The sequence below is a fragment of the Mesorhizobium sp. L-8-3 genome, assembly GCF_016756615.1.
Taxonomy (GTDB): Bacteria; Pseudomonadota; Alphaproteobacteria; order Rhizobiales; family Rhizobiaceae.
The window spans coordinates 4,545,876-4,558,326 of sequence record NZ_AP023262.1; the positions used below are offsets into that span (position 1 = coordinate 4,545,876).

10 protein-coding genes and 1 pseudogene are annotated in these 12,451 nt (G+C 63.8%); 8 read left to right on the top strand and 3 right to left on the bottom strand.

The annotated features are described in order from the left end of the window. Positions 1-98: 98 nt before the first annotated feature. The 4 genes and pseudogenes from JN302_RS21030 (at position 99) to JN302_RS21045 (ending at position 5,594) form a co-directional block, all read left to right on the top strand. Complete coding sequence (locus JN302_RS21030) at positions 99-713, top strand: TetR family transcriptional regulator (protein ID WP_202334390.1); 615 nt, start codon at positions 99-101, stop codon at positions 711-713. Between the two features lie 553 nt (positions 714-1,266). After that, positions 1,267-1,518: pseudogene (locus JN302_RS21035) on the top strand (hypothetical protein); the annotation flags it as partial. A 109-nt stretch (positions 1,519-1,627) separates the two neighbouring features. Continuing rightward, a complete protein-coding gene (locus tag JN302_RS21040) occupies positions 1,628-4,837 on the top strand; it encodes a bifunctional cytochrome P450/NADPH--P450 reductase (RefSeq protein WP_274609229.1) in 3,210 nt (1,069 codons plus the stop codon). A 193-nt stretch (positions 4,838-5,030) separates the two neighbouring features. Then, complete coding sequence (locus tag JN302_RS21045) at positions 5,031-5,594, top strand: GNAT family N-acetyltransferase (RefSeq protein ID WP_202328905.1); 564 nt, start codon at positions 5,031-5,033, stop codon at positions 5,592-5,594. A gap of 9 nt (positions 5,595-5,603) precedes the next feature. Here the strand turns inward: JN302_RS21045 and JN302_RS21050 are convergent. Beyond that, a protein-coding gene (locus JN302_RS21050; RefSeq protein ID WP_446720670.1) for an IS5 family transposase occupies positions 5,604-6,370 on the bottom strand; the annotation gives its coding sequence in 2 pieces (ribosomal slippage) (positions 5,604-6,028 and positions 6,028-6,370; 768 coding nt in all). Positions 6,371-6,653: 283 nt separating this feature from the next. On the opposite strand from JN302_RS21050, the gene JN302_RS21055 reads away from it, so the two are divergent. Then, positions 6,654-7,148, top strand: a complete 495-nt coding sequence (locus JN302_RS21055; protein ID WP_202304712.1) for an anthrone oxygenase family protein — start codon at positions 6,654-6,656, stop codon at positions 7,146-7,148. A gap of 120 nt (positions 7,149-7,268) precedes the next feature. Here JN302_RS21055 and JN302_RS21060 read toward each other — a convergent pair whose 3' ends face one another. After that, the gene (locus JN302_RS21060) at positions 7,269-7,754 is read right to left on the bottom strand and encodes a phasin family protein (protein WP_202304713.1); all 486 of its coding nucleotides are present in this window, start codon (positions 7,752-7,754) and stop codon (positions 7,269-7,271) included. Between the two features lie 715 nt (positions 7,755-8,469). On the opposite strand from JN302_RS21060, the gene JN302_RS21065 reads away from it, so the two are divergent. From JN302_RS21065 to JN302_RS21075, 3 genes are all read left to right on the top strand, one after another. Continuing rightward, a complete protein-coding gene (locus tag JN302_RS21065; RefSeq protein WP_202304714.1) occupies positions 8,470-9,768 on the top strand; it encodes a DUF445 domain-containing protein in 1,299 nt (432 codons plus the stop codon). 71 nt (positions 9,769-9,839) lie between these two features. Further along, positions 9,840-10,271 (top strand): phasin family protein, encoded by a 432-nt coding sequence (locus JN302_RS21070; RefSeq protein WP_202304716.1) that lies wholly within the window; start codon positions 9,840-9,842, stop codon positions 10,269-10,271. A gap of 50 nt (positions 10,272-10,321) precedes the next feature. Next, complete coding sequence (locus JN302_RS21075; RefSeq protein WP_202328909.1) at positions 10,322-11,599, top strand: alpha-hydroxy-acid oxidizing protein; 1,278 nt, start codon at positions 10,322-10,324, stop codon at positions 11,597-11,599. A gap of 8 nt (positions 11,600-11,607) precedes the next feature. Here JN302_RS21075 and JN302_RS21080 read toward each other — a convergent pair whose 3' ends face one another. After that, complete coding sequence (locus JN302_RS21080; RefSeq protein WP_202328910.1) at positions 11,608-12,384, bottom strand: esterase/lipase family protein; 777 nt, start codon at positions 12,382-12,384, stop codon at positions 11,608-11,610. Positions 12,385-12,451: the final 67 nt, after the last annotated feature.

A 12,451-nucleotide genomic window follows, 5' to 3' on the forward strand; every position in this document is an offset into this window, starting at 1 on the left:
CGTGAACATACGGGGGGCCAGCCGCACGACCTTACCGTTTGCATGTGATCGCCCGGGGCGAGCCAGGCAGATCCGATTCATCAGATCTGGAGACATTCATGAATCGTCCGGTCCGAACGCGAACTGATCCCGACGAGGTGCGCGCACGTATCCTGGAGGTGGCGGAGGAGCACTTTCGCCGTGTCGGCCACCATAAGACGTCGGTGGCCGACATCGCCTCCGAACTCGGCATGAGCACGGCAAATGTCTACCGTTTCTTTCCCTCCCGGGACACGATCAACGGGGCCATCTGCTGGCGAATCGTTAACGAGGTCGCTGAGATCGCCTTTGCGATCACGCACACGAATGTATCAGCCTCGGAGAAACTCGACCGGCTCCTGACCGCCGTCCACGACCGCAACAAGATGATATTGGTCAAGGAAAAGCGCATGCACGACCTGGTTGTTGCCGCCATGCAGGAGAACTGGGCGATCATCAAGGCGCATATCGAGCGGATGGTAACGATCTTCGAGGCGATCATCCGCGAGGGCATCGAAGCGAGCGAGTTCGAGGTCGAAGATCCCGCGGAAGCGGCGCGTGCGGTCAAGACCGCGTTCGTGCCGTTCCTCCATCCGATTCTGATCGAGCACTGCGTACAACACGGCGAAGACACCGAAGCAGGCCTGCGCGAGCAGATTCGCTTTATCCTGAAAGCTCTCGGCAAGTCGGACTAGCCGGCCTGTCGTACGCAGGCACTGTGGTTCCGGATCAAGCCGACTGCTGATGACATCCACGAGGACTCGACGGAGGAACGGGAAATGCGAACAGCAACGGCTGCCGAACATGGCTTTGTTCGCGGGGGAAACGGTTCAAGTTCTCGCCCGCTGGATTGCCTGACTTACCGCTTGACCCTTGTGCCCCTGACCTCGGTATGACGGCCAATATACTGGGAGTGCGAGAAGGGCGCGCGCGAACTCAAGGTTCGCGTCGAAGGCCAACTCATCTTCAACGCCACCGCGCAAACGTTGTACGCGGCGCTGGCTGAATAGGGATAGCTATATGCCGGAAGAGATGGCAAGCCCTACCTCGTCCGAGACAGAGCTCCAAAGGCTTGCCCACGCCCCATTTCGTGCAATGCCCGCTGACCAGCCGGATGCGGACCTTGCGGCCCTACCTTCCGACAGCCGGCAAGGGTCGAATAACTGGCGTTAAGCGGCTCGGCCGACCCCAGTCGGCAGAAGGCGATATGTTCCCATCCGACCGGCGAGGTATGGGCCAGGAGATTAGCCGGGCGAGGTCATTTTCGCGGATGAAGCCGGAAGGGCGCATGCACGCCGCTGGACCAACCGCCAGAGCGGTCATTCGGCCGTGCGTGACGGCGCGACGTCGGTCCTGATCGTGGCCGAGGCCATGCATGTCGAAGCTCCGGCGGATGTTCCTGCACTCATGACGGCGCTTGCGGCCGAGCTCGACGCCGCTTGGCCGTGCAGTCCGGTCTTCGGCGTGCTCAGCCGTTCCTCGCCCCGCTTCGAGTTCTGACCATACGGCATCTGCCAGCCGTGCGTCGCGTTGCTTGCGTTCCTCTCTCAACCTGCGATTAAATGCGGGAAAACACCCGGCTCGTCCGGCAATAAGGGGAAACAAGAGCTTGGCGCAGGACCTGCTTCATCCGATTCCCAATCCGCCCGGCAGGCCCGTCGTCGGCAACATGCTGACGGTCGACAGCGATACGCCGCTGCAGAGCCTGATGCAGCTCACCCGCGAGCATGGTCCGATCTTCAAGCTGAACATGATGGGCACGCCGCTTGTCGTGGTGTCGGGCGCGTCGCTGGTCGAGGAGATCTGCGACGAGAAGCGGTTCGACAAGGCCGTGCGCGGCTCGCTGCGCCGCATCCGCGCCGCGGCCGGCGACGGGCTGTTCACCAGCGACACGGCCGAGCCGAACTGGAGCAAGGCGCACAACATCCTGTTGCCGACCTTCGCGCAGCGGGCGATGGCCGGATACCTGCCGCTGATGCAGGATATCGCCGGCCAGCTTTGCCTGAAATGGGAGCGGCTCAACGCCGACGACGAGATCGACGTCGTCCACGACATGACGGCGCTGGCGCTGGATACGATCGGGGTTTGCGGCTTCGATTATCGCTTCAACTCCTTCTACCGGCGCGACTACCATCCCTTCATCGACGCGCTCACCCGCACGCTCGAGACCTGCATGGTCCAGCGCGGCCTGCCTTTCGAGAAGGTCGTGCTGAAGCGACGGCTCAGGCAGCTCAGGGAAGACGTCTCCTTCATGAGCAAGCTCGTCGACGACATCATCCGCGAGCGGCGGCGCGGCGGCGGCGACCAGGCGCAGAAAGACCTCCTCAACTTCATGCTGGCAGGCGTCGACAAGCAGACCGGCGAGAGCTTGTCCGACGAGAATATCCGCTACCAGATCATCACCTTCCTGATCGCAGGGCACGAGACGACCTCCGGCCTCCTGTCCTTCACCCTCTATTTCCTGGTCAACAATCCCGACGTGCTGGCCAGGGCCTATGAGGAGGTCGACCGCGTGTTCGGCAGCGATCTGGCGGCGATGCCGACGTTCCATCAGGTCAACCAGCTCACCTATGTGCAGCAGATCCTGAACGAGGCGCTGCGGCTCTGGCCGACCGCGCCGGCCATCGGCCTCTACCCCTACAAGAACGAGGTCATCGGCGACCGCTACAGTCTGAAGAAGGGCACGTTCGTCACGCTGCTCACTCTGATGCTGCACCGCGATCCGTCCGTCTGGGGCCCGGAGCCGGAGAAGTTCAACCCCGACAATTTCTCGCGGGAGGCCGAGGCGGCGCGTCCGGCGCATGCCTTCAAGCCGTGGGGAAACGGCCAGCGCGCCTGCATCGGCCGCCAGTTCGCCATGCAGGAGGCGACGCTGGTGCTCGGCATGATCCTGCAGCGCTTCCAGCTCTTCGACCATCTGAAATACCAGCTCAAGATCAAGGAGTCGCTGTCGATCAAGCCGGACGGCTTCCGCATCAAGGTGAAGCCGAGGCCGGGCCGCACACGCAGTGCCTTCGTGCCGGGGGCAGTACTTGCCGACCAGGGCGACAAGCAGGCTCAGGTCGTGAGCGCAAAGCGGCCGAGCCATGGCACCAGGGCGACGATCCTGTTCGGCTCCAATCTGGGCACCACGGAGGAACTGGCCCGTACGGTCGCGCAATCGGCCGAGCTCAACGGTTTCGAGACCACGTTTGCCGATCTCGATTCCCACGTCGGGGCCTTGCCGAAAGAGGGCGCCGTGATCATCGCCAGCGCCTCCTACAACGGTGCGCCGCCCGACAATGCGACGCGTTTCGTAAAATGGCTCGACGAAGCCGGGCCCGGGGCCGTCGCCGGCGTGAACTACCTGGTTTTCGGCTGCGGCAACCGCGACTGGGCCTCGACCTTCCAGGCCACGCCGCGCTTCATCGACGAAAGGCTGGAGGCGCTCGGCGGCCGCCGGGTGATACCGCGCGGCGAGGCCGACGCCCGCGAGGATCTCGACGGCCATTTCCAATCCTGGTTCAAGGATTTATGGCCACGGCTTGGCAAAGCCCTGGAACTGGACGTCGACTTTTCCGAACAGACCAAGGCCGAACCGCTCTATCAGGTGGAGATCGTGCAAGGCGCTCCCGTCAATCCGGCCGTCGGACAGGCGGGCGCCCGGGAGATGACCGTGCTCGCCAATCGCGAACTGCAGGACAGCGCGGCGTCGGGCCGTTCGACGCGCCACATCGAAGTGGCGCTGCCCGAGGGGATGATCTACCGCCCGGGCGATCATCTCTGCGTGGTTCCCGTCAACGCTCGGGAACTCGTCGAGCGGGTCGAGCGGCGTTTCGGCTTTGGCCCTGATACGCAGATTCGCCTGGCTACCACGGGCGGGCGGCATGCGCCGTTTCCGGCCGACGGGCCGGTGCCGCTGCGCCGCATCCTGTCGGACTATGTCGAGCTGCAGCATGTCGCCACCCGCAAACAGGTCGAGACGATGGCCGAGCACACGCGATGCCCGGTGACCAGACCGAAGCTGCAGGCGCTCGCGGCCGAAGGGGCGGAAGCCTATCGGAGCGAGGTCTTCGTGAAACGCAAATCCGTCCTCGACCTGCTCGAGGAGTTCCCGGCCTGCGAACTGCCCTTCGGGCTCTATCTCGAAATGCTGCCGTTGATGGCGCCGCGCTATTATTCGATCTCGTCGTCGCCGTCTGCGGCTCAAGGACGTTGCGCCATTACCGTCGGCGTGGTCGAGGGGCCGGCGCGGTCCGGAAGCGGCATCTACAAGGGCGTCTGTTCGAACCATCTCGTCGACAAGGGCGAGGGTGCCGTCATCCATGCCACCGTCAAGGAAACCAAGGCCGGCTTCCGCCTCCCGGACGATCCGGCGAGGCCCGTCATCATGATCGGGCCGGGAACGGGGCTCGCGCCGTTCCGCGCTTTCCTTCAGGAGAGGGCTGCGTTGAAGGCCGCCGGCACGACGCTCGGGCCGGCCATGCTGTTCTTCGGCTGCCGCCACCCCGACCAGGATTTCCTCTATCGCGGGGAACTGGAGGCAATGGCCGCGCAGGGCCTCGCCGACCTCCATGTCGCCTTCTCGAGGCTCGCCGGCGAAAAGACCTATGTCCAGGACCTGCTGTGGAAGGAACGGACCACGGTGTGGCGGCTGATCGAGGCCGGCGCCCATATCTATGTCTGCGGCGACGGGAGCCGCATGGAGCCGGATGTGAAGCGCGCACTGGCGCGCATCTATGCCGAGGAGAAGGACGTCGACGTCGAGGCGGCGGACGCCTGGACGGACGAGATGAGCCGGACGAGCCGCTACGTGCTCGATGTCTGGGCGGGCAACTGACGGAGGACCGGCGCGGCGGGCGAAAGCGTCGTGCCGCCCGGCAGGCGTCGTGTCGGGATGTTGCTCATCAGCATCGGTTCGGCGTCTTGACAAGGCTGACGTTACGACACCGTTGCAATCGATGTTGCGGTGCACAATATATGCGGCATCGAGAGTCGTAGACTCGGGGAGGAACCCACGAGGAGTACGACAGATGCAACAGACCGCGCACCATGCCGTTGCCCCCAACGGGATCATCCGGCAACTCAGGCCTTCGGACCTTCAGCGCTTCCAGGATCACTTGCTGCGGCTCGACACCGTCAGCAGGCGCGACCGATTCAACGGCTTCACCGACGACAGTTTCGTTACAGGCTATGCGGCGCGCAGCTTCCACGACGGCACGACGGTGATCGGCTATGTCGAGGACGACAAGGTTCTCGGCGCGGCCGAGTTGCACGAGCGTCCCGGACTGGAGCCGCCGACGGGCGAAATCGCCTTCAGCGTCGAGCGTGAATTGCAGCGCCGCGGCATTGGCGGCCGCCTGTTCGCACGGCTGATCGCCCATGCGCATGCGCTCGGCTACACCAAGCTTTTGGTCACGACCCACCCGCAGAACGAGGCGATGAAGGCACTTGCTCGTCGCTTCGACGCGAAGCTGTCCTTCGACGCCGGCGAGACGGTCGGCGTGATCGAGCTTGCTCCGGCCGAGCAGCATTATCTGCCGCTGTGGACGCAACTTGCGGCGGAGGCCGCGGCTCAGCCGGCGGGCTCATCGTAGGGCCTGTGATCAGTTGAGGAGAATGACGGCCGCGGCGAGGTGTATGGCGCCGAGGAAGTTGGTTGCGCGCTTGTCGTAGCGGGTCGCGATGGCACGGTACTGTTTGAGCTTTGCGAAGAAGTTCTCGATGAGATGCCTGGCCTTGTAGAGCTCTGTGTCGTAGCGGCGTGGTTGTTTTCGGTTTGATCGCGGCGGAATGACGATATCGACACCGGCGCTTTGAAGCAGATCGAGCACACGCTCTTTGGCATCGAATGCCTTGTCGGCGATGAAGGCGGTGATCTTGTCGAACAGGTCAGGCAAAAGCGCATCGGCTCCGCACAGATCATGCTTCTGGCCAGGCGTCAGATGAAAGCCGGTCGGATTGCCCAAGGCGTCACAACGGGCGTGGATTTTGGTGCTCAGCCCACCCTTGCTGCGCCCTATGGCTTCGCGTTCCCGGTCCCCCCTTTTGCGCCGGCGCTGTGTTGATGGGCGCGCACGATGGTCGAATCGATCATGGCGTATTCATTGTCGGCGTCTTCGGCGAGAAGTTCGAAAACCTTCTGCCAGACCCCGCTTTTGCTCCAGCGTGTATGGCGCGTATGAATGACCCGGAAGTGGCCGAACCGCTCCGGCAAGTCACGCCACGGGATTCCGGCCCGATAGCGATACAAGACCGCCTCCACGAACAGCCGGTTATCCTTGGCGGTGCCGCCGACATGACCTTCACGGCCAGGCAAGAAATCTCTGATGCGCTCCCATTGATCATCACGCAAGGCATAACGACGTGCCATCCGGTCGGCGCCCCCTGATTCGCCGACACCTCAAGAATCACATCTCCGGTGATTTGGGAATCTGGAGGCTTCTGTGAGGTCCGCGGGCGCGGCATCGATGCCGCCGATCTGTGTCGGGCGGACCTCATTGATCGCAACTGATCACAGGCCTTAGTGTGTTCGTCGGCCAGATGATCAAGTCATAGACCGATCGCGCCGATTGAATTTTCGACCTGAAGCAAGCTTGGAACCAATCCCCGAGCACCCTCGTTTGGCCGCTGCCGCCGTCCACGTGGGAAGGACGATGTTCGAGGCCTTTCAAGTCCTGACGCTCCTGCTGGTTGCCGTCGCCTTGGCGAGCGTGCTTGCACATGCGATGGAATTGCCGGGCAAGCTGCGCCTGGCGAAAGAGGAATATCTGGCCGTGCAGCCGATCTATTACCCGGGCTTCACTGTCGCCGGCGGGGTGGGCGAAGCGGGTGGATTGGCGGCAACCTTCATACTCACCATCTTGTGGGCAGGATCACCGGGCTTCTGGCTGGTATTCTGCGCGTTCCTCGCCATGCTCGTCATGCATGCGCTGTACTGGATTCTGACGCATCCGGTGAATAATTTCTGGCTGAAGGACAGCGATCTCAGCAGGTTCGGAGTCGGCTTCTTCTCATTCGGCGCGCGCGACGAGGAAAGCGCCCAGGATTGGCGGAAGCTGCGTGATCGTTGGGAATATTCGCATGTGGCCCGGGCCTTTTTCGCCATGCTTGCCTTTTTGTTGCTGGCGATCGCTTACGTTGTGCGGTGAAGCCTTTGGCACCCTTTTTCGACGATGCGGCAAAGTCGGCATGCGGCCGGAAATAGAAAGGCGCCGCTTGCGCGGCGCCATTGAGGTACGCTTGTACTGGAGCCGGTGATGCCGGGCCGGTCAGGCGGCCTTCTTGCCGTAGAACTTCGAGAACTCGGCCTGCACGGCCTGCGCACCTTCGGTCACCGTGGTGCGGGCGGTCTCGGCGGCGCCCCGGATGCGCTCGAAATTGGCGCGGGCGTTCTCGCGGACGAAATCGGCCTGGAGCTGGACGGCCTCGTTGACCGACTTGGCAGCGGCGATCTTCTCGACGGTGGTCAGCGTGTGCTGGACATTGGCGAGCGTCATGTCGAGCAGGCCACGGGTCAGATTGGCATAGCCGCCGACGATCGATGTCGCGAACTTCTCGGCGGTGTCGGTCGCATTGGCCGCACCCGAATGCACGCTTTCCGCGCGCTCCTTGGCGGAAGAGGCGGTGCGCTTCACGAAATCGCGGGCGGCGGCAGGAATTTCGAGCTTCGACTGGACGTTGTCGATCGCGTCCTGGATCGAGGCGACATAGCCGGAAGCGGGGGCGGCAGTGGTCTTGGCAGTGGTCTTGGTCATCGGGGTTTCTCCATCCTCAGTTGGGAGCCATGGTGGACCCCGTCCGACTTCGGCCCGGGGCATGGCGATCATATAGAGGCTGATTTTGTGCATTGCAACATAAATTCTTGTTGCGCCGCAATATGACCCGCAAGCGATTGATAAAAAGCGGCTATTTCAGCATTGAAAGGAGTGGTTGGCCTACTCCGGAGCGGGCAGAGGGCAGGCTTTGTGCGTGGCCGTGGCCGCGATAGACGGTCCGGCACGGGGCGCGCTGAATCAAGTCGGCAACAGCCCGAAAATCGGAACTGGCCTTCACAAAGGCGCTGGATAAGATCCGTGAGCGTCCGCTTCTGGGTAGGTGCCGCCTTAACGGCCACCAATCCCCCGTTGCCAGGCCAGATATGGATCGCCTCGTCCGGCGGCCGCGAGCCTGTCATACGACCCCGCCTGCGCCCCGTCGGCGCGATCGGCCCCGCTTCCGCCAACCGACTGGCATCCGGCGAGAATGACAATCAAGATCAGGACAGGTTTCCACATGCGCATAGCCATAGCACGAATTTCGGCTGAGCCGTGACACGACAGGGAGAGAAGCAATCACGACATTGCGATAAGCAGAGGGCCGTGCCGGAGGCGGTCGGCTTGAAAACAGGGCGGCCGGAGGCGCACATGCGCTATGGGAACGCGGCGGGTGGTCGCCATCTCCCCTCAATGAGGCTTCAGGACTGGACAGCTTATGCCGAAAGCCAATCCATCACCGAAACTCACCGGGGCAATGTTCGTACCGGAGGCCGAGAAGCTGGCGGCGCTGCGCCGTACGAAATTCATAGCCACCGCCGCTTTGGTGCTATGCGTCACGATCTTCCTGATCGCCAAGTCCTTCCAGCATCGTTATCCGCTGCTCGGTTTCGTCGCGGCCTTCGCCGAAGCAGCGTCCATCGGTGGCCTGGCGGACTGGTATGCGGTGGTTGCGCTGTTCAAGCGTCCGCTCGGGCTGCCGATCCCGCACACAGCGATCATTCCGGAAAACCAGAACCGCATTGCCGACAATCTCGGCCATTTCATCGAGACCAACTTCCTGTCGCCCGGCCCCGTGCGCGAAAAACTCAACGAGGTCGACTTCGCCGCCCTGGTGGCGGATTGGTTGTCCGATCGTTCGCGGGCAGCAGGGCTGTCGCGCTTCGTTGCCCGACTGGTGCCGCAGATGCTGGCGTCGATCGAGGAGTCGGGCCTGCGGGGTTTCGTCGGAGAGCGGGTGCTCGAGCAGGTCGAGAAGATCAAGGTCGCGCCGCTGGCGGCCGAGTTGCTCTCGGCCTTCACCGACGAGCGCCGGCACCAGAAGCTGTTCGACGAACTGACCAAGGTCGTCGGCCGCCTCCTTTCGGACGAGCAGGCGCTGGCCGCCATGCGCGACAAGATCCGCGAGGAACTGCCGACCCTGTTCAACCTGTTCCGAGCGGACGCCTATCTCCTGAAGAAGATCGTCGCATCGGCCGGCACGCTGCTGGAGGAGGTGAGGAAGGACAAGAACCATCCGATGCGCGAGGAGTTCGACCGCTTCGTCATGAAGTTCATCGACCGGTTGCGCCATTCGAAGGAGTATGCCAGGCGGGCCGAGCGGCTGAAGCGCGACTTCCTGGCGAGGCCCGAACTCGCCGACCTCGCCCAGGAGATGTGGGGCAGCCTGCGGCAGTTCATCGAGCAGGATGCCTCATCGGAACAGTCGCGCATCCGCGACCATCTCGCCGACATGTTCGTTGAAGTCGGCCGGCATCTGGCGACCGACCCGCAAATCAGGGCCGATATGAACCGCGGTTTCGTCGTGGCGCTTTCCTCCTTCATCGAGACACAGAAGAGCGGCGTCTCGACCTTCATCGCGGATCAGGTGAAGCGATGGGACCTGGCCCAGCTCACCCGGCTGATCGAGATGAATATCGGCAAGGACCTGCAATATATCCGTTTCAACGGCATGATCATCGGCGGGCTGGCCGGGCTTCTGCTCTATGCTGCGGAACTTCTCGTCGTCGCGAATTGACCGGCCCCGCCAATCTTCTATCTTTGAGGAATGACCGGCATGCGGATAGTGCCGGCGCCAAGGAGGAAGGCATGGCGAATAAACCGGAATCGGAGTCCTTCATCGACATGTTCGCGAAGCTCGGCCAGGACCTGAAGCTTCCCAGCATGGACATCGAGCGGGTGCTTGAGCATCACCGCAAGAACCTCGAAGCGCTGCAGAAATCGGCTTCCGCCACGGCATCCGGCGCCAGCTCGCTGATGGCCAAGCAGCGGGAGATGCTGCAAGACACACTGCGCGAGGTCACCGACATGGCGCAGAGCTATCGTATCCCCGGCAATCCGCAGGAGATGATGGCCAAGCAGGCGGATTTCGCCCGGAAATCCTTCGAAGCCGCCGTGAAGAATGCCGGCGAAGTCGCCGAGATCGTCAAGAAATCCGGCACCGAATCCATCGAGATCCTGCGCAAGCGCATCCAGGAGTCCATGGAAGAGATCCGCGACAGCTACGAGAAGCGGAAGTAGCCCCGGCATTGCTTCGAGAGAGGCACGGCATCGTCTGGGGAGGGGCAGACATGACAGCCAATGAGAAGCCGGCGGTCGCGCCCGGCCGCCTGCGGCAAATGGAGATTTATGTCACCGGCGTCGGTGGCGCACGTCCGTCGGTGCCGGTCGCACCGGACGCGCTTGAGGCGAACGCCCGCCAGGCCATGTCCCCGCAGGCCGCCGCCTATATAATCGGCGGCGGCGGCTGCGAAGTCACGATGCGGGCGAACCGCGCAGCCTTCGAGCGCCATGCGCTCGTACCGCGCGTGCTGCGCGACGTGGCAACCCGCGACATCTCCGTCACCCTGTTCGGCCGCCGTCACCGCGCGCCCATCCTGCTCGCGCCGGTCGGCGTGCTGGAGATGGTACATCCCGAGGCTGATCTCGCCGTCGCGCGGGCCGCGGCCGCCGAAGGCATCGGCTATGCCTTCTCCAACCAGGCGTCGGTGCCGCTGGAGAAGACCGCGGCGGCGATGGCCGCTGCGCCGCGCTGGTTCCAGCTCTATTGGTCGAGCGACGACGATTTCGTCCGCTCGATCGTGGCCCGGGCCGAGAAGGCCGGTTGCGAGGCGATCGTGGTGACGCTCGACACGACGCTGCTCGGCTGGCGGCCGCGCGATCTCGACATGGCCTATCTGCCGTTCCTGCGGGGGCTGGGGATCGGCCAGTATCTCAGCGATCCGGTATTCCTTTCGAAAATCCCGGCATCTCCACCCGACACCGGCATCCGGCCGCGCGGCCTGGGTGTCATAGGGGCCGCGCTCAGCCTGCGCCGCAAGGGCAAGGAATTCGGCCTGACGATAAGCCAGATGCGCGCGGCGGTCGCGCATTTCACCGCGACCTATTCGCGACCCGATCTCAACTGGACCGATATCGCCAGGTTGCGCGACATGACCAGCCTGCCGATCCTGCTCAAGGGCCTGCGCCATGCCGACGACGCAAGGCTCGCGCGGGAGCATGGCGTCGACGGTATCGTGGTGTCGAACCATGGCGGGCGTCAGGTCGACGGCGAGATCGCGACACTCGACGCGCTGCCCGATATCGCCGCAGCGGCGGAAGGCCTGCCGGTGCTGCTCGATTCCGGCGTGCGCTCCGGCAGCGACGTCGCCAAGGCGCTGGCGCTGGGAGCGTCGGCGGTGCTGGTCGGTCGGCCTTATGTCTATGGTCTCGCGATCGCGGGCGAGACCGGCGTGCGCGAGGTCATCCGCAACATCATCGGCGAGTTCGACATAACGCTGGCGCTGCTGGGGCTGACCAGGGCGAGCGAGTTGGGCGAGCAGAACCTGTCAGGGCAACGGCTCGCCTGAGGGCGGCGTTACCTCCGTTTCGGGTCCGGGAAGAACAGGCTGCGCCAGCCGCTCCGATCGAAAGGCTTCCATTCACCGTCCTTCTGCGCCAGCCGGTCGCAGATGGCAAAGACTGCCGCCGGGTGATGGCCGAGACCGCAATGGCTCGCCTCCACCTCGATGCTCTCGGTATGCGGCAGCTCGTTCTCCAGGCAACTCTGCCAGGCGCAGATGCCGTCGGTGCGGCTGTAGATCGCGGTGCTCGGTACCGGCGGCGATTCCGAGATGGCGCCGCCCATGTGACGCTCGCGGTCGTCGACCTTGTGGCCGGAGGTGAACTCATAGAGCCGCCACGCATTGGTGGCGCGCGGATCGCCGTTGAACGGGCTGCCCAGCGTGATCACGCCGCGCACCAGTTCCGGCATCATCTTCGCCAGCTGCCGCGCATAGATGCCGCCGAGGCTCCAGCCGACGATGCTCACCTTGCCGCCACTGACGTCGGCGAGTTCCTTCACGCGGTCTACCATCCTGCGTTCGATGCCGGGCAGGGGACCGTAGTTGCGGCCGAGGTTCCAACCATGTGCGGCATAGCCCTTGGACTTGAGGAAACCGCGCAGCGGCACCGTCGAACGGTCGCTCGTGACGAGCCCGGGCAGGACCAGCACGGGGTGACCGTCACCGCCGGGCGTCATGGCCGTGAGCAGCGGCAACGACGCGACAAAGCTGCCGAGTTCGGGCAATGTCCGCAACTCCAGCGCGAACAGCAGCCGCGACGGCGGTTTCAGGGGATGCGCATGCGCTGTCATTCCAGCTCCTGTCGGGTCGTGCGGTCGCCCTGGATGGACGGCCGGCGGGTTCCGTTCACGCGTCACA

Excerpts from the sequence above, each read along its gene's own strand:
- JN302_RS21055 (WP_202304712.1), top strand. The coding sequence starts at position 6,654 with ATGTTCGAGGCCTTTCAAGTCCTGACGCTCCTGCTGGTTGCCGTCGCC.
- JN302_RS21045 (WP_202328905.1), top strand. The coding sequence starts at position 5,031 with ATGCAACAGACCGCGCACCATGCCGTTGCCCCCAACGGGATCATCCGG.
- JN302_RS21065 (WP_202304714.1), top strand. The coding sequence starts at position 8,470 with ATGCCGAAAGCCAATCCATCACCGAAACTCACCGGGGCAATGTTCGTA.
- JN302_RS21030 (WP_202334390.1), top strand. The coding sequence starts at position 99 with ATGAATCGTCCGGTCCGAACGCGAACTGATCCCGACGAGGTGCGCGCA.
- JN302_RS21080 (WP_202328910.1), bottom strand. The coding sequence starts at position 12,384 with ATGACAGCGCATGCGCATCCCCTGAAACCGCCGTCGCGGCTGCTGTTC.
- JN302_RS21060 (WP_202304713.1), bottom strand. The coding sequence starts at position 7,754 with ATGACCAAGACCACTGCCAAGACCACTGCCGCCCCCGCTTCCGGCTAT.
- JN302_RS21075 (WP_202328909.1), top strand. The coding sequence starts at position 10,322 with ATGACAGCCAATGAGAAGCCGGCGGTCGCGCCCGGCCGCCTGCGGCAA.
- JN302_RS21070 (WP_202304716.1), top strand. The coding sequence starts at position 9,840 with ATGGCGAATAAACCGGAATCGGAGTCCTTCATCGACATGTTCGCGAAG.